We start from the raw sequence: 15,997 nt of genomic DNA on the forward strand, positions 1-15,997 counted from the left end.
CGGATCAACGGGTGGCGGCGAGCAGTTCGACGTTGCCGTCGAACTGCCAGAGCGGGTTGGCGGCGTCGCCCTCGGCGGTGCGCACGAGGAAGTAGCCGTTCACTTCCTTCGGCCCGTCGCCGTCCGCCACGTACCGTCCGTCCGGGGTGACGTCGAGCTGGTAGATCGCCGAACCGGTGGCCCGCAGCCCGGGCAGGTGCCAGGAGACGACGCAGCGCCAGTCGTTGCCCGCGCCCTCGGCGCCGTCCCGAACGTCGCCCTTGGAGCACGCGGCGGACGTCTTCAACTGCGCCTCGGTGACGGCGGGCCGGTGCAACTGCCGCGTCTGCATCCGGTACAGATGGCCGAACGCCACGGCGACCGAACGCTCGACCTTCGGCTGCGTGATCCCCGAGCCCGAGGCCGGGCTCGCGGCGCCGACGACCGCCACCGAGCCGGCGAGGAGCCCGGCCAGGGGCAGGGCGCCCAGCGTGATCGCGAGGCGTCCCGCCCCGTCGTAGGTCAGATCCGTGAAGTCCCGCCGCACGAACAGGACGTACGCGAGCGCGGTCGTCGCCGCTGCCCAGATCAGGGCGACGAGGACACCGGTGAGGAGCGGGGCGAGCTGGACCGGGGCCGTGAACAGGCCGTTCCAGGAGATGAAGGCGTAACCGGGCAGCGCCGCGCGCACCGCGACCGGCACCGGCAGCATCTGCGCGAGCTGCGTCACGAGCGCGACCAGCGCGGGCAGCAGCAGGCCCATGGGGGAGCGGCCGAGGGCCACGGAGCCGAGGAGACCGACGCCGGCGAGCGCGAGGGTCGGCGCGAGGGCGCAGAGCCAGGCGAGCAGCACCCGGAGCGCGGCGTCGCCGGGGGCCAGTTGGTGTCCGTCGAGGCCGACCAGCGGCTGGTTCCCGACCGCGAGGAGGCCGCCGAGCACGCTGGAACAGGCCAGGCCCGTCACGAGCAGCAGCAGCACGCCGAGGCTCGCGAGCGTCTTCGCCGCGAAGATCCGCCGGGGTGAGCGCACCGCGACGAGCAGATGCCGCCAGGTGCCGAGCCGGTCCTCGGCGGCGAACACGTCAGCGGCCACCAGCGAGGTCAGCAGCGGCAGCGCCCACGAGCCGGCGAAACCGAGGATCACCAGCGACCCCGCCCAGCCCGAGGCGTGCATCCAGCGGCCGAACAGGGTGTCGGTCGGCAGCGTGCCCTGCGCGGAGACCGCCGCGACGAACAGCGCCGGGGCGAGCCAGCAGGCCAGGAGCAGCAGCCGGATGCGCCACTGGGAGAGGAGCTTGACCCACTCGAAGCGCAGGCCCCGCAGGAACAGGGCGGGCCGGGGAGCGGCAACGTTGTCGGGGGCGAGCGCGACGGCACTCATCGGCCGGCCTCCTCGGTCGGGGCGTCCACCGGTTCGCTGTCCGGGTCGGGCGTGGTGAGGGCGAGGAAGGCCGCCTCCAGCGGGGAGACGACGGGCGCGAGCTCCCGTACGGCGACGCCGCCGCGCACACAGCGGGCGACGAGCGCGTCGAGGGCCTCCGTCCGGGCGCCGAGGACGAGGACCTCGGAGTCCTGGCCGCCGTCCTCACCGGTGTGCGGCCGGACGCCGGGTACCTCGGCGGCGAGCCTCCGGGCGCGCGCAGGGTCCGACGTGCGCAGCCGGTAGTCCAGCTCGCGGTTCTCGGCGGCCAGTTTGGCCAGGGGACCGGTGAACACGACGCGTCCGGCGGCGAGGATCGTCACCTCGGAGCAGAGCGCCTCCAGGTCGTCCATGCGGTGGCTCGACAGCACGATCGCGACCCCTTCGCCGGCCAGCCGCTTCAGCACACCGTGCACTTTGCGCTTGCCCGCCGGGTCGAGGCCGTTCGCCGGCTCGTCGAGGACGAGGAGCCGGGGGCGGGTCAGCAACGCGGCGGCCAGGCCGAGCCGTTGCCGCATGCCGAGCGAGAAGCCGCGCGTGCGGTCGTCGGCGACGTCCGTCAGGCCGACCTCCGCGAGCACGTCGTCGACCTCCGAGGGCCGGGCGGGACCGCCGCGCAGGGCCGCCAGGGCGCGGAGGTTCTGGCGCGCGGTCAGTGACGGGTACAGACCGGGGCCGTCCACGAACCCGGCGACGCCGTCGCCCACGGCGAGCGTCCGTCCCACGGGCACGCCGAGGATCTCCAGGCGTCCGTCGTCGGCGAGCGCGAGCCCGAGCAACAGCCCGAGCAGGGTGGTCTTGCCCGCGCCGTTGGGCCCCACGAGCCCGTGGATCCGCCCGCGGGCCACGTCCAGATCGACGCCGTCGAGGGCGACCACGTCGCCGAACGTCTTGGTGACGCCGCGGGCCCGTACCGCCGCCGCGTCCGCCTCCGGAGTGTCCATCGCCTCAGGTGTGTCCATGAGTCCCTTCCTGACAAGCCCTCAAGGACCCTAGGGACGGCACCTTGCGGCGTCAGGGACGGCGCGGAGAACACTCATGGAACAGGAAATGGATGGCCCTTCAAGCCATCGTCAAATCACCCGGGCGCGCCGTCACTTGGGCGGCCTCGTTACGCTGCGCCGAGGCACACGCGACGGAACACGGTACGACAGCCGAGGGGTGGCATCCGGCACATGGACACGGACATGGACACCGGCACGGACACGGACCACGACACTGTCATCGACACGGACGGACTCGTCATCGGCTCCGGGGATCTGACCCTGCGCCCCTGGGCGGCGGCCGACGCGGCCGTGCTCCCCGCCCTCATGGACGAGGACCAGCTGCGCCGCTGGACGACGCACCGCGTCACCGACACGGCGGGCGCACGGCGGTGGATCGCCGAGCAGCGCGCGTCGTCGGGGGAGCGGTTCGCGTTCGCCGTCGTCGCGGACGGCGAGGTGGCCGGCCACCTGGTCCTCAAGCGCCCCGGGGGGACCGGCCCGGTGGCCGAGGTCGGCTACTGGATCGGCGCACCGGCCCGGGGGCGCGGTCTGGCCGCCCGAGCCGTCACCCTGCTCGCGGACTGGGCGTTCACCACTCCCGCCCTGGCCCGCGTCGAGCTGATCCACAACGTGGGCAACCCGGCGTCCTGCCGCGTCGCGCAGAAGGCGGGCTTCGCTCTGGCGGAGATCCTCCCCCCGCTCCCGGGGAAGCCGGGGGAGGGCCATCTCCACGTACGCGAGCGCGCGGACGGTCAGGGAACCAGCGCCCACGCCTCCACTTCGAGCAGCAGCTCGGGCCGGAACAGCGCCGCCACCTGAACCGCCGTGCTGGCCGGCGGGCGTGTCACGTCCACGTACGCGTCGCGCGCCACCCGCACGGCGGGCAGATGCGCCACGTCGGTCACGTAGAAGGTCAGCTTGACGACGTCGTCGAAGGTCGCGCCGGCCGCCGCGAGGCAGCGGTTGAGGTTCTCGAAGACCTGACGGGCCTGCGCGCCGGCGTCCCCCTCACCGACCAGCTCGCCCTTCTCGTCCACGGAGATCTGCCCCGAGACCGCGATCAACCTCCCGGCCCCGCTGACGACTTGGGTGTACCCCGTCCCCGGCGCGACGCCCTCCGGAGCGGCGATGTGCGTGAGCCGGGCCTGCTGCTGCTTCTCGTTCTCTGTGCTCTTCTCGTCCACGCCCGCATCCTCACCCGCCGACACCCGGTCGCACCAGCGCGTATTCCGCAGGCCTGCCATGCGCTCTCGGCATCGCCTGCGGCTAGCCTGGCCCCCGTGTGAGGTGACGAGCAGGTGAGCGAGAGGGAGGGGGCCGGCCATGTGCACGCTGGACGAGGCCGCGAAGGCGGCGCAGGTCGCGCGATTTCTCGAGGCGTACCCGCCTGCACGCGACGCGACCGGGGCACCCCACCCCACCCCGCCCTCGCCGGAAGCGAGGCCGTCGACTGGGCCGCGATCCCGGGGTGTCCGGCGGAGCTCCCGGCCCTGCTGCGCGGGCTGCTCGACCCGAGGGCGGCGGACGAGGCCGCCCGGGTGCTCACCAACGTCCTCGTGTGCGGTGTGTTCCACGTGAGCGCGGCGATGCCCGACGCGCTGCCGTTCCTGCTCCGCGTCGCGGCCGACCCCGGCACCCCGTCGCCGCCCGCCCTCCTCGATCTCCTTCTCGCCACCGCCGATCTGTGCGAACGCGTCGACGAGAGCAATCCGCGCGCGGTCCTGCTCCTGGGCTCGGAGGGGGACCATCCCGAACGGGCCCGTTGCCGCGTCGTGTTCGCGGCGTCAGGGCACGGGTAGAACCCGGCGTCGACAGCGAGGCCGCTCCCTCAGCCGTCTCCCTCAGCCGGCTACGACGCCGGGTTCGGCCGCACCGGATGCTTGCTCAGGATCGAGACGCGGTTGAACGCGTTGATGGTGATGGCGACCCAGACCACGGCGGAGAGTTCGTCGTCCGTGAAGACCGCGCGGGCCTGCGCGTAGGCGATGTCCTGCGCGGCGCCGTCGGCCGGGGACGTCGTCGCCTCGGCGAGGGCCAGCGCCGCCCGCTCGCGCTCGGTGAACACCTCGGTGTCACGCCACGCGGCCAGCACCCCGAGGCGCTGCGTGGTCTCGCCGGCCCGCAGCGCCGCACGGGTGTGGACGTGGAGGCAGTACGCGCAGCCGTTGATCTGCGACACGCGCAGATTCACCAGCTCGACCAGAATGCGGTCGAGGCCCGCGTCCGCCGCTGTCGTGCGGACGGCGTCCGACGTCTGGACCAGCGCGTGATAGGCCTTGGGACTCTGCTTGTCGACGAAGACGCGCGGCTCGGGTCCGGCTGCCGTGTCGCTCAATTTGCTCTCCTGTGGGGTGAGTCGGGCACCGATCCGCCGCTGCTGGCGTGTGCGGGTCCCGCGTCGTATGATCAAGCATAATTGTTGAATATGAAACTAGCTAGGGTGGGAGGGCGAGGATGAGCGTCACAGAGGGTACGGACACCGATCCTGCCGCGCCGCGGGCTGAGGTCATCACCGCGCGGGAGGTGCCCCTGGGCGGCCCGCGCGCCATGAACGTGCGCCGGACGCTGCCGCAGCGGGCCCGGACGCTGATCGGGGCCTGGTGCTTCATCGACCACTACGGTCCCGACGACGTCGGCGACACCGGCGGGATGGTCGTCGCCCCGCATCCGCACACCGGACTGCAGACGGTGAGCTGGCTGTTCAGCGGCGAGATCGAGCACCGCGACAGCCTCGGCTCCCATGCCATGGTCCGGCCGGGCGAGCTGAACCTGATGACCAGCGGCCACGGCATCAGCCACTCCGAGGTCTCCACCCCGGCCACCACCGTGCTGCACGGCGTCCAGCTGTGGGTCGCCCTGCCGGACCGGCACCGGCACACCGCCCCTGACTTCCAGCATCACGCCCCCGAGCGCGTCCGGATCGACGGCGCCGACATCAGCGTCTTCCTCGGCACTCTCGCCGGCTCCACCTCGCCCGTGCGGACGTTCACCCCGCTGCTCGGCGCGGAGCTGCTGCTCGCCCCGCGCGCGAGCGTCACCCTCGACGTGGACCCGGCCTTCGAGCACGGACTGCTCGTCGACGAGGGCGCGGTCACCTTCGCCGGGACGCCCCTCAAGCGAGCCGAGCTGGGCTACCTCGCACCCGGCGCCGCCACGGTGACCCTCACCAACGACACCGACGACACCGCCCGGGCGATCCTGATCGGCGGCCCGCCCTTCGGGGAGGACATCGTGATGTGGTGGAACTTCGTGGGGCGCGCGGACGAGGAGATCCGCCAGGCGCGGGAGGACTGGATGTCGGGCACCCGCTTCGGCGAGGTGAGGGGCTACGACGGCGACCGGCTGCCCGCCCCGGAGCTGCCGGGGACCCGGCTGAAGGCGCGGGGTCAGGTGCACTGACCTGGACTTTTCGCGGTCGGGCCCGGACTCTGGTCGGCTGTGCGCGCTCCACGTACGGTGTGGTCGATCACCCCGCCTGCCGAAGGAGGCCCCGCATGCCCCATTTCGACCTCCCCCTCGACGAACTCCGCGCGTACCGAAGCGACTCGGTCGCCCCCGAGGACTTCGACGCCTTCTGGGCCAAGACGCTTCAGGAGGCGCGTGAGTTCGACCTGGACGCCCGCTTCGAGCCGGTCGACGCGGGGCTGTCGACCGTCCGGGTCTACGACGTGACCTTCGCCGGGTTCGGCGGCCACCCGGTGAAGGGCTGGCTGCGGCTGCCGGCCGAGACGTCGGAACCGGTGCCGCTGGTCGTGGAGTTCATCGGGTACGGCGGCGGGCGCGGTCTTCCCCACGAGAACCTGCTGTGGGCGTCCAGCGGCCGGGCCCACTTCGTGATGGACACCCGGGGGCAGGGCAGCGTCTGGGGCGGCGGTGGCGGCACGGCCGACCCCGTGGGCAGCGCTTCGGCCTACCCCGGCTTCATGACCCGGGGCATCGACGCCCCGGAGAACTACTACTACCGGCGCGTGTTCACCGATGCCGTACGTGCGGTGGAGGCGGCTCGATCGCACCCGCTCACGGACGCTTCGCGGACCGTGGCGCTCGGCGGCAGCCAGGGCGGCGGCATCACCGTCGCCGTGGGCGGCCTGCTGCCGGACCTGGCCGCGGTGGCGCCGGACGTGCCGTTCCTGTGCGACTTCCCCCGCGCCACGAGGCTGACGGACCGGCACCCGTACCGCGAGGTCGGTCTCTACCTCAGGACGCACCGGGGCCGCACCGAGGACGCCCTGCGCACGCTGTCGTACTTCGACGGCGTCCACTTCGCCGCCCGCGGTCGTGCGCCCGCGCTGTTCTCGGTGGCGCTGGAGGACGAGACCTGCCCGCCGTCGACCGTCTTCGCGGCGTTCAACGCCTGGGCGGGCCCCGACAAGGCCATCGAGGTCTACGACTTCAACGACCACGAGGGCGGCGGCCCGTACCACGAGGCGGCCAAGCTGCGCTGGCTGCGGTCGTACGCCTGACGCCTCGGGTGGCCGGGGGAGAGAGGGGAGGGGAACATGGCGCATCCCGCGGAAGACGTCCGCCCGCCGACGATGGCCGATGTCGCACGAGAGGCGGGCGTCTCCCACCAGACCGTCTCCCGGGTGCTGAGCGATCACCCCCATGTGCGCCCGGCCACCCGGGAACAGGTCACCCTGGCCATCGAGCGGCTCGGCTACCGCCCCAACTCCGCCGCACGCGCGCTGGTGACGCGCCGCACGAGGACCCTGGGCGTCATCGCCGTCAACACCGCCCTGTACGGGCCCGCCAGCACCCTGACCGGCCTGGAGGCGGCGGCCAGGGAGCAGGGCTACCTCGTCTCGACCGTCAGCCTGCCCACCGGAGCGGGGCAGGGGCTCAAGGACGCCGTCGACCACCTCGCGTCCTGGGGCGTGGAGGGCGTTGTCGCCATCACCCCGCAGCGCGCGCACATCCACGCGCTCGCCGAGCTGGACGCGCCCTTCCCCGTGGTCACCGTGGAGGGCAGCCACCAGCTCGACCTCCCCGGAGTCTCCCTCGACCAGGAGCGCGGCGCCCGCATGGTCACGGAGCACCTGCTCGCCGCCGGGCACAGCACCGTCTGGCACGTGGCGGGGCCCGAGGACTGGCTGGAGAGCGAGGCCCGAACCGCGGGGTGGCGCGCGGTCCTGGAGGAGAACGGCATCCGGCCTCCGCGCGTACTGGCGGGGGACTGGAGCCCGCTGTCCGGGTACCGGGCGGGACAGGAACTCGCGGGACTCGCCCTGGCCCGCCGCGGGGCGGCACCGGTCACGGCCGTCTTCGTCGCCAACGACCAGATGGCGCTCGGCGTCCTGCGGGCGCTGCGCGAGGGCGGGATCCGCACCCCAGGGCAGGTGGCCGTAGCCGGTTTCGACGACATCCCGGAGGCCGAGTACTTCCCTCCGCCGCTGACGACGGTCCGTCAGGATTTCGCCGCCATCGGACGCCGGAGCATCGGGCTCCTGGTCGACCACATCGAGGGCCGCGCCCGGAAGGCCGAGCACATCCTCGTGGAACCGCGACTCATCGTGCGGGCGAGCACGCGCCCGCCGGGTGGGGCCTGACCATGCCCGGGAGGGGAGCCGGGGTCGGCCCGGCTCCCCTCGACCGTGCGGGTGGCGCGGCTGAGAACGCTCAATCGATCAGGTGCGGGTCCAGTGCTGGTTGCCGGCGTTCGAGCAGGAGTAGAGCTGGATCAGCGTGCCGTCGGCCGTGCCGTTGCCGACCGCGTCGAGGCAGCGGCCGGACTGGACGCCGACGATCGAACCGTCGGAGTTCAGCCGCCACTTCTGGTTGTCGCCACCCCAGCAGCTGTAGATCTGCACCTTGGCACCGTCACCGGTGCCGGCGGCATCGAGACACTTGTCGCCGTAGACCTTGAGCTCGCCCGCGGCGGTGTACGTCCACTGCTGGTTGGTGCGGTTGTTGCAGTCCCACAGCTGGACCTGGGTGCCGTCGGTCGTACTGGAGCCGGGCACGTCCAGGCAGCGCCCCGAAGCGACGCCCTTGATCTGTCCGGCACCAGGTGTCGGGGTCGAAGTGGAGGCGCCGTTGAGGGCGTCGAGGACGGAGGTGTAGGCGGGCTTCTTGCTGCCGTCGCCGTTGAACAGCAGCGGCGTCTGGTCCGCTCGCCAGGAGTCGGTGTCGCGCACACCCCACACGGTGACGCCGAGGCAGCGCGCGACGGCCAGGCAGTCGTTGGTCACGCTCGCGTACGTCGTGGGCGAGGCACCCTGGATGTCGAGCTCGGTGACGGCCACGTCGACGCCGAGGGCGGCGAAACTCTGCAGGGTGGTGCGGTAGTTGCTGTTGTACGGGCTGTCGCTGTTGAAGTGCGACTGGAAGCCGACGCAGTCGATGGGCACGCCGCGCTGCTTGAAGTCCTTGACCATGGCGTACACGGCCTGGGTCTTGGCCCAGGTCCAGTTGTCGGTGTTGTAGTCGTTGTAGCAGAGCTTTGCGGCGGGATCGGCGGCGCGTGCGGTGCGGAAGGCGACCTCGATCCAGTCGTTGCCGGTGCGCTGGAGGTTGGAGTCGCGCCGGGCGCCGGAAGTGCCGTCGGCGAAGGCCTCGTTGACGACGTCCCACTGCGCGATCTTGCCCTTGTAGTGGCCCATCACCCCGTTGATGTGGTTGACCATCGCCTGGCGCAGTGCGCTGCCGCTGAGGCTCTGCATCCAGGCGGGCTGCTGGGAGTGCCAGGCGAGGGTGTGTCCGCGCACCTTCTTGCCGTTCTGCGCCGCCCAGTTGTAGACGCGGTCGCCGGCGGTGAAGTCGAACCGGCCCTGCTGGGGTTCGGTGGCGTCGATCTTCATCTCGTTCTCGGGCGTCACCATGGTGAACTCACGGTTCGCGAGGGTCGTGTACGTCGTGTCGTTGAGCCTGCCCGAGGCGATGGCGGTGCCGAAGTACCGGCCGCTCTGCGCCGCCGCGCTGCCGAGGGTGCTCTCGGCGGCGTGTGAGGTGAGCGGCGTCATCAGCACGGTGGCGAGGCCGAGGGCGCCGGCGATCAGCGCAGTCCGCAGGCCGCCGATTTTCCGGCGTGGGGTGGGCGGGGGAACGGTAGGTGAGCGCATGAACGAACCTCCGGGACGGACATCACGGATGGATGTGAGCGCGGCGGAAGAAATCCGCGAAGGCGATGCCCGGGCCCATGGGAAAAGGGCTCGGAAAGGACGCGGATCATCTACGCGCAATGATGCGAGGCCGGTGCGGTGAAACGCAGGAATGGTGGGGGTGGCCTCGGGATTCAGTCTGAAAAATCTGGCGCGTGCATGTCAAGTGTTTCGAAGGTGTTTCGAGAATTGAGCCCCATGTGGCCATTCGAAAAGGTCCGTCAGGGAATTTCGAAAGCGTTCATGGCGAAGCGGTCCCTGCCGAAAGTATTTCGACGGAGACCGCTTCCTCGTATGCGGGCGATTTCCTCGGATCACATGTCGAGGCCGAACCACGTGAACTGGGCTTGATTGGTGGACGGGCGGCCGTTGGAGGTGGCGTAGAGGCCGAGCTGGACGCTGGTGAACAGAGGGGTGAGGAAGGTGGCTTCGACGGTGGTCAGGTCCTGCCAGGCGCCGTCGGGTGCCGCGTAGGTGAACGTGTGGCTGAAGCCGCGGATGCGGACCCCCAGGCGAACGGGCCCCGGCGGGACGGCGACGCGGGCCAGGACCTCGGGCCCGCGAACGAGGCTGAGCCCTTCCGTGGTGCGCAGGAGGGCGAGATGGGTGTCGTCGTCGATGACGACGGCGAGGCCCGCCTGTTCCTCCGGCGCGGCGGGGACGAAGTGCAGTTCGGTGGAGACGTCGCAGTCGGGCTGTTCCTGGGGGCGGACCAGGAGGGACGGGGTGGAGCGTTTGCCGAGGCGCTCGGGACGGAGCCGGAGGCGGAGCCCGTCGCCGGTGGACCAGAACGGTGCGCGCGGGGTGCGCAGGCTGCTCCAGTCGGCGGAGAGGGTCGCGAAGTCGTCGTGGAGACGGCGGCGCGGGCTGGTGTGCTCGACGGAGGAGAAGACCGGCCGGCCGTCGCTCCAGGTGACCGCGCTGAGGAAGGTCTCGCGGCCGATGGCGGAGCCCGGGCGGACGCCGAGCAGGACGGCCCGCCAGTCGCCGTCCGGGGTCTGGACGAGGTCGGCGTGTCCGGTGCAGGTGACCGGCCCCTTCGGGACGGGAGGCAGCACCGGGTTGCCGGGGACGCCCTCGTACGGGCCCGTCACGCGCGCGGCGCGGGCGGCCACCACGGTGTGGTCCACGTCGGTGCCGCCCTCGGCGGTGATCAGGACGAAGCCGCCGTCGACCTTGTAGAGGTGCGGGGCCTCCGACCAGCGGGCGCCCGGCCGGCTTCCCGACCACAGGACGAACTCGGGGCCCGTGAGTCTGTGTTCGCGCGGAAGGTACTCGCGCATCCAGATCTCGGTGTGGCCGGCGGCCTCGTCCAGTACACGGGCGGCGGTGAACCAGGCCCGGCCGTCGCCGTCCGGCCCGTCGTCGAAGAACAGCGACGGGTCGAAGCCCTCGCCTTCCAGCCAGTACGGCTCCGACCACGGCCCCGCCGGGTCGGTCGCCGTGACGACGAAATGGCCGGCGCCGTCCATCAGCGTGCAGACCAGATGGAAGACCCCGTCGTGATGCCGGATCGTCGGTGCGAACAGACCGCGCGAGGGCTCGCATCCGTCGAGGTCGAGCTGGGACGGGCGGTCGAGCGCGGAGCCGAGGCGCCGCCAGTTCACGAGATCGCGACTGTGGAACACGGGCAGGCCCGGGAACCATTCGAAGCTGGACGTCACCAGGTAGTAGTCCGCCCCCACCCGGCACACGGACGGGTCGGGCCGGAACCCGGGCAGCACGGGATCGCCGAAGGACGTGCTCATGCGATCACCGGCACGATCTCGACCGGCACGGACAGCACGCGGTCGGCCCCCGGGTGACGTACGGGGCCGCGCAGGGTGAAGGACCCCTGGAGCGGAAGATCGCCGCTGGACCGTCCGACGGCCACGCCGATCTCTCCCGGCTCCACTCTTCTGCGTAGATCGAGCCCGGTGAACGAGGTCCGGTCGGCATGGACGGAGAAGGTGACCCGGGCGGCCGCCCCCGGCTCCAGTTCGACCCGGCCGAATCCGGCGAGCCATCGCTCCGGCCGGACGACGGACGCCTCGGGGTCCGAGAGGTACAGCTGGACCACCTCGGTCCCGGCCGCCTCACCGATGTTGCGTACCGTGACCGAGACGGTGACGATCCCGTCCGTCGCGGCGACGGGATCCACCGAGAGCTCCGAGTAGCCGAAGCGGGTCCAGCTCAGCCCATGTCCGAAGGGGAACAGGGGAGTCGGGTCCACCGAGCTCCAGTCGGTGCGCCCGCCGAGCCTGGAGTGCAGGTAGGTGCCGGGCTGGCCGCCGGCCTGGCGGGGTATGGAGACGGGCAGCCGCCCGGACGGTTCCGCGGCCCCGCTGATGATCCGGGCCAGCGCGGTGCCGCCCTCCTCGCCGGGGAAGAAGACCTGGATCACCGCCGACGCACGCTCGACCAGCGAGCCGAGCGCGTACGGCCGGCCGGAGACGACGACCAGGACGGTCGGCACTCCGGAGTCGAGGACGGCGGAGGCGAGCGCGGCCTGGTCGCCGGGCAGTTCGAGGGTCTCGGCGTCGCAGCCCTCCCCCGAGGTGCCCCGGCCGAACATGCCGGCCCGGTCGCCGAGCACCAGCACGTTCACCTCCGGATCGTCCGCGGTGACCGTGAACCCGGCCGTGGTGAGCGCCTCGCCGAGCGTCGGGATCTCCAGGCCCGGGTCGCCGGGCAGCGCGACGTGGTTGGGGAAGGAGTAGCAGCCGAGGAAGGACTGGGGATCGTCGGCGTACGGCCCGCTGACCGCGACCCGGCACGGCCGCAGCGGCAGGATGCCGTCGTTGGCGAGCAGCACGGTGGACCGTTCGGCCAGGAGTCTGGCCAGCGCCCGGTTCTCCGGCGGGTCGAGGTCGACGGGTTCGGGCTTGACGGGTTCCCAGTCGGGGTCGAGCAGACCGAGTTCGGCCTTCTGGAGCAGGACGCGTTCCACGGCCCGGTCGACGAGTTCCTCGGGCAGGCTCCCCGATCGCACGCGTTCGGTCAGTGGCTCGCCGTAGCAGCGGGCCGTGGGCAGCTCGACGTCGATCCCGGCGGTCAGCGCCAGCGCGCCGGCCGCGCCGCGCGATCCGGTGACGCCGTGCCGGGTCTCCAGGAAGGAGACCGCGTAGTAGTCGGCGACGACGACACCGCCGAATCCCAGCTCGTCCCGCAGCAGTCCGGTCAGCAGCCGCTCGTCCGCGGCGACCGGCACGCCGTCCACGTCGGTGTAACTGTTCATCACCGACCGGGCGCCTCCCTCGCGCAGGGCCCGGACGAACGGCTCGACCAGCACGTCGGCGAACTCGCGGGGCCCCGAGGCGACCGGGGCCATGTTCCGGCCGCCGCGCGAGGCCGAGTACCCGGCGAAGTGCTTGAGCGTCGCCACGATGCCGGCGCCCTCCAGGCCCTGCACATAGGCGGTGCCGATCGCTCCGACGAGATAGGGGTCCTCGGCGATGCACTCCTCGGTCCTGCCCCACCGGTAGTCGCGGACCACGTCGAGCACCGGCGCCAGCCCCTGATGGACGCCGACCCGCCGCATCCCGTCGCCGATGGCGGCGGCCATCGTGCGCACGAGATCGGGGTCGAAGGACGCACCCCAGGCCAGCGGCCCCGGGAAGACCGTCGCGCCGAACGTCATGAATCCGGTCAGGCACTCCTCGTGGGCGATCGCCGGGATCCCGAACCGGCCGGAGCCGGTCACCTGCCGCTGGAGCGAGGCGAGCCGCTCCATTCCGTCCTCCGCGGTGATCGGCGCGGTGCCGTACACCCGGGTGAGCTGGCCGAGCCCGTGGACGACGAGGTCGTCGAAGCCGGGCGCGGACTCGCCGGAGTCGTCCTCCATCGGCGCGACAGGCGCTCCCGGATCCGAGGGCAGCGCCCAGAAGCCGGCGAGCTGTCCCGCCTTCTCCTCCAGTGTCATCCGTGTCAGGAGATCGGCCGCTCGCGCGGACGCGGGCAGGAGTGGGTCACACCAGGGCTCGGTCAAGGGGTTCTCCTAGGGACGGGGCGGGGCGGTGGAGTGGCGGACCTTGAGTTCGGTCGCGAGCTCCATCCGGGGGCTGACCAGAGGCTGGTCCTCCAGAAGCTGGAACAGGGTGCGGGCGGCGACCCGGCCCATCTCCTCCAGCGGCTGGCGCACCGTCGTCAGCGGCGGTGACAGCCAGTCGCACATCGGCAGGTCGTCGAAGCCGACCACGCTGAGGTCCTGAGGGATGCTCAGGCCGGCCTGCCGGGCGGCCTCGTAGACGCCCATCGCCTGCTGGTCGCTGCCGGCGAAGACAGCCGTCGGCGGGTCGGGGAGGGCGAGCAGCTCCTGGGCGCACCGGAACCCGCCCTCGTGCTGGAAGTCGCCGAACCGGATCAGCTCGCGGTCGACCTCGATCCCGGCCCGCTCCAGCGCGGCCCGGTACCCGTCGATGCGGGCCTGGCTGCACAGCATCTCCTTGCGTCCGCCGATCGTGGCGATCCGGCGATGCCCCAGCTCCAGCAGGTGCTCGGTGGCGGCGAGGCCGCCGGCCCAGTTGGTCGCGCCGACGCTCGGCACGCCGCTGCCCGGCAGGTCGATCGGGTCGATGACCACCAGAGCCACCCCGGCCCGTTCGACCTGGGCGCGCTGGGCCTGGGTGACCGAGGCCGTGACGAGGATGACGCCGTCGCTGTGATGAAGGACCGGCAGCGCGGCCCAACTCGACGGCGTGGCCTCGCCGGGCGGGACGAGCGACACGACGGTGCCGACGCTGCGTCGGCCGCACTCGGCCTCGACGCCGCGCAGGATCTCCACCGCCCAGGCGCTGTCCAGACCGCCGATGATCAGGTCGACGAGACCCGATCTGCGGGCTCTGCCCTGCCGGCCGGGCGGAAGGTAGTTGTGGGCTTTGAGCAGGCCCTCGATCCGCTCGCGTGTCGAGGGCGCGACATCGGAACGGCCATTGATCACCTTGGACACGGTGGCCTGGGAGACCCCCGCCTCCGCGGCGATGACGGCCAGGGTGGGGCGCTGCTCGCTCAACTTCTCTCCTCTGCGGAGTTGGCTCCGCCTACCGACAGATATCGCAAACTTTCGATGAGTCTCTGGGGGGCCGGACCTGCTTGTCAAGCCTGCCAACCACCGCTGTTCGCAGATAATTTGACGCGAGGTCTTGACCGGGAAGGCTCCTGTTTCTAGTTTGTGGCAGCGCAGAATTCGAGAGTATTTCGAAAAATTTTCGGGCGCATCTCGGCGTTCCCGACCCCCGGAGGTCCCATGGCCAGCACCCTCCCGAGCCGACGAAGCTTCCTGGCGCTCTCGGGCTTGACCGCACTGTCCGTCTCCCTGACCGCGGCCTGCGGATCCGGTGGTTCCGGCGGCGCGTCGGCCGACGGCAAGGTCGCCCTGGAGTGGTGGAACATCGCCACCACGGAACCGGGCAAGTCCCTCTTCCCGAAGATCTCCAGGGCGTACACGAAGGCTCACCCGAAGGTCGCGATCAACACGACCTCGCTGGAGAACGAGGCGTTCAAGTCCAAGCTGACCGCCACCACGTCCTCGGGCAAGCTCCCCGACGTCTACCAGACCTGGGGCGGCGGCGTGCTCCAGCAGCAGGTCGACGCGGGACTGGTCGAGGACCTCACCGACCTCATGGACTGGTCGTCGAAGCTCACCTCGGTCTCCCTCTCGCCCTACAAGATCGACGGCCGCATCTACGGAGTCCCGTACGACATCGGCATGGTGGGCTTCTGGTACAACAAGAAGCTCTTCGCCAAGGCCGGCATCACCACCCCGCCGGCCACCTGGGCCGCGTTCCTCGACGACGTGAAGAAGCTGAAGGCCGCGGGCATCACCCCGATCGCCCTCGCCGGCAAGGAGAAGTGGCCCGGCCACTACTACTGGGCCTACCTCGCGATGCGGGTCGCCGGCCTCCCCGCCCTCCAGAAGGCCGCGACCACCAAGGACTTCACCGCCCCCGGCTTCGTCGAGGCGGGCGAGCACCTCAAGGAGCTCGTCGACCTCAAGCCGTTCCAGCAGGGCTTCCTCGGCGCCGGTTACGCGACCCCGGGCGGCCAGGCCGCGACCGTCGGCAACGGCAAGGCCGCCATGGAACTGATGGGGCAGTGGGGACCGTCGGTGCAGAAGGACGCGGGCGCCGACCTCGGGGCGGACCTGGGCTTCTTCCCCTTCCCGACGGTCGACGGCGGTGTGGGGAAGGCGACCGAGGTCTTCGGCGGTGGCGGCGGCTTCGCGCTGCGCAAGGGCGCCCCGAAGGAGGCCCTGGACTTCCTGAAGTTCTTCGTCCTGGACAACGAGTCCAAGCTGCTGGCCTCCAAGGGCTACCTGCCCGTGGTCAAGGGCGCGGAGAGTCAACTCACCGACGCCAACAAGAAGGTGGTGGCCGAGAGCCTCGTCAAGGCCACGGGCTTCCAGCTCTTCCTCGACCAGGCCTACCCGCCGGCCGTCGGCCAGGAGGTCAACGACAGCGTCGCCGACCTCATAGCGGGCAAGAAGACCCCCGAGCAGGTCACGGCGTCGATCACCGAGGCTGCGAAGAGTGCCTAGC

General features: G+C 71.6%; 14 protein-coding genes. 6 read left to right on the top strand and 8 right to left on the bottom strand.

All coding sequences use genetic code 11. The features are described from left to right. Positions 1 to 4 precede the first annotated feature (4 nt). Positions 5 to 1,360 (bottom strand): ABC transporter permease, encoded by a 1,356-nt coding sequence (locus tag ACZ4E1_RS04870; RefSeq protein WP_467535875.1) that lies wholly within the window; start codon positions 1,358 to 1,360, stop codon positions 5 to 7. Continuing rightward, positions 1,357 to 2,361, bottom strand: a complete 1,005-nt coding sequence (locus ACZ4E1_RS04875) for an ABC transporter ATP-binding protein (protein ID WP_467535877.1) — start codon at positions 2,359 to 2,361, stop codon at positions 1,357 to 1,359. Before ACZ4E1_RS04875 ends, ACZ4E1_RS04870 begins: the two co-directional genes overlap by 4 nt. 213 nt (positions 2,362 to 2,574) lie before the next feature. Between ACZ4E1_RS04875 and ACZ4E1_RS04880 the strand changes: the two genes are divergently transcribed. Beyond that, a complete protein-coding gene (locus tag ACZ4E1_RS04880) occupies positions 2,575 to 3,204 on the top strand; it encodes a GNAT family N-acetyltransferase (protein WP_467535879.1) in 630 nt (209 codons plus the stop codon). Here ACZ4E1_RS04880 and ACZ4E1_RS04885 read toward each other — a convergent pair. Further along, entirely contained in the window at positions 3,138 to 3,569 is a 432-nt protein-coding gene (locus tag ACZ4E1_RS04885) for a RidA family protein (RefSeq protein WP_467535881.1), read from the bottom strand. The two genes, ACZ4E1_RS04880 and ACZ4E1_RS04885, sit on opposite strands and share 67 nt — an antisense overlap. Before the next feature lie 114 nt (positions 3,570 to 3,683). Between ACZ4E1_RS04885 and ACZ4E1_RS04890 the strand changes: the two genes are divergently transcribed. Beyond that, positions 3,684 to 4,184, top strand: a complete 501-nt coding sequence (locus ACZ4E1_RS04890) for a hypothetical protein (protein WP_467535883.1) — start codon at positions 3,684 to 3,686, stop codon at positions 4,182 to 4,184. A 50-nt stretch (positions 4,185 to 4,234) separates the two neighbouring features. Here the strand turns inward: ACZ4E1_RS04890 and ACZ4E1_RS04895 are convergent, their stop codons facing one another. Then, the gene (locus tag ACZ4E1_RS04895; protein ID WP_467535885.1) at positions 4,235 to 4,720 is read right to left on the bottom strand and encodes a carboxymuconolactone decarboxylase family protein; all 486 of its coding nucleotides are present in this window, start codon (positions 4,718 to 4,720) and stop codon (positions 4,235 to 4,237) included. A gap of 119 nt (positions 4,721 to 4,839) precedes the next feature. On the opposite strand from ACZ4E1_RS04895, the gene ACZ4E1_RS04900 reads away from it, so the two are divergent. From ACZ4E1_RS04900 to ACZ4E1_RS04910, 3 genes are all read left to right on the top strand, one after another. Beyond that, positions 4,840 to 5,784, top strand: coding sequence for a pirin family protein (locus ACZ4E1_RS04900; RefSeq protein ID WP_467535887.1), 945 nt, complete (start codon positions 4,840 to 4,842; stop codon positions 5,782 to 5,784). Between the two features lie 95 nt (positions 5,785 to 5,879). After that, a complete protein-coding gene (locus ACZ4E1_RS04905; protein ID WP_467535889.1) occupies positions 5,880 to 6,848 on the top strand; it encodes an acetylxylan esterase in 969 nt (322 codons plus the stop codon). Between the two features lie 36 nt (positions 6,849 to 6,884). Next, positions 6,885 to 7,931: a LacI family DNA-binding transcriptional regulator gene (locus ACZ4E1_RS04910; RefSeq protein WP_467535891.1), complete on the top strand. Its 1,047-nt coding sequence runs from the start codon at positions 6,885 to 6,887 to the stop codon at positions 7,929 to 7,931. A 78-nt stretch (positions 7,932 to 8,009) separates the two neighbouring features. Here ACZ4E1_RS04910 and ACZ4E1_RS04915 read toward each other — a convergent pair whose 3' ends face one another. The 4 genes from ACZ4E1_RS04915 to ACZ4E1_RS04930 all read right to left on the bottom strand — a co-directional run bounded on the left by ACZ4E1_RS04915 (position 8,010) and on the right by ACZ4E1_RS04930 (position 14,472). Beyond that, positions 8,010 to 9,443 (bottom strand): endo-1,4-beta-xylanase, encoded by a 1,434-nt coding sequence (locus ACZ4E1_RS04915; protein WP_467535893.1) that lies wholly within the window; start codon positions 9,441 to 9,443, stop codon positions 8,010 to 8,012. A gap of 353 nt (positions 9,444 to 9,796) precedes the next feature. Further along, a complete protein-coding gene (locus ACZ4E1_RS04920; protein WP_467535895.1) occupies positions 9,797 to 11,230 on the bottom strand; it encodes a glycoside hydrolase family 43 protein in 1,434 nt (477 codons plus the stop codon). Then, positions 11,227 to 13,449 (bottom strand): beta-glucosidase, encoded by a 2,223-nt coding sequence (locus ACZ4E1_RS04925; protein WP_467535897.1) that lies wholly within the window; start codon positions 13,447 to 13,449, stop codon positions 11,227 to 11,229. Before ACZ4E1_RS04925 ends, ACZ4E1_RS04920 begins: the two co-directional genes overlap by 4 nt. A 9-nt stretch (positions 13,450 to 13,458) precedes the next feature. After that, positions 13,459 to 14,472: a LacI family DNA-binding transcriptional regulator gene (locus ACZ4E1_RS04930; RefSeq protein ID WP_467535899.1), complete on the bottom strand. Its 1,014-nt coding sequence runs from the start codon at positions 14,470 to 14,472 to the stop codon at positions 13,459 to 13,461. 234 nt (positions 14,473 to 14,706) lie between these two features. Between ACZ4E1_RS04930 and ACZ4E1_RS04935 the strand changes: the two genes are divergently transcribed. Continuing rightward, positions 14,707 to 15,996, top strand: a complete 1,290-nt coding sequence (locus ACZ4E1_RS04935; RefSeq protein ID WP_467535901.1) for an extracellular solute-binding protein — start codon at positions 14,707 to 14,709, stop codon at positions 15,994 to 15,996. The last annotated feature ends 1 nt before the right edge of the window (position 15,997 follow it).

It is taken from the genome of Streptomyces sp. NPDC025806 (genome assembly GCF_055558275.1).

Excerpts from the sequence above, each read along its gene's own strand:
- ACZ4E1_RS04870 (WP_467535875.1), bottom strand. The coding sequence starts at position 1,360 with ATGAGTGCCGTCGCGCTCGCCCCCGACAACGTTGCCGCTCCCCGGCCC.
- ACZ4E1_RS04875 (WP_467535877.1), bottom strand. The coding sequence starts at position 2,361 with ATGGACACACCTGAGGCGATGGACACTCCGGAGGCGGACGCGGCGGCG.
- ACZ4E1_RS04880 (WP_467535879.1), top strand. The coding sequence starts at position 2,575 with ATGGACACGGACATGGACACCGGCACGGACACGGACCACGACACTGTC.
- ACZ4E1_RS04900 (WP_467535887.1), top strand. The coding sequence starts at position 4,840 with ATGAGCGTCACAGAGGGTACGGACACCGATCCTGCCGCGCCGCGGGCT.
- ACZ4E1_RS04905 (WP_467535889.1), top strand. The coding sequence starts at position 5,880 with ATGCCCCATTTCGACCTCCCCCTCGACGAACTCCGCGCGTACCGAAGC.
- ACZ4E1_RS04910 (WP_467535891.1), top strand. The coding sequence starts at position 6,885 with ATGGCGCATCCCGCGGAAGACGTCCGCCCGCCGACGATGGCCGATGTC.
- ACZ4E1_RS04915 (WP_467535893.1), bottom strand. The coding sequence starts at position 9,443 with ATGCGCTCACCTACCGTTCCCCCGCCCACCCCACGCCGGAAAATCGGC.
- ACZ4E1_RS04920 (WP_467535895.1), bottom strand. The coding sequence starts at position 11,230 with ATGAGCACGTCCTTCGGCGATCCCGTGCTGCCCGGGTTCCGGCCCGAC.
- ACZ4E1_RS04935 (WP_467535901.1), top strand. The coding sequence starts at position 14,707 with ATGGCCAGCACCCTCCCGAGCCGACGAAGCTTCCTGGCGCTCTCGGGC.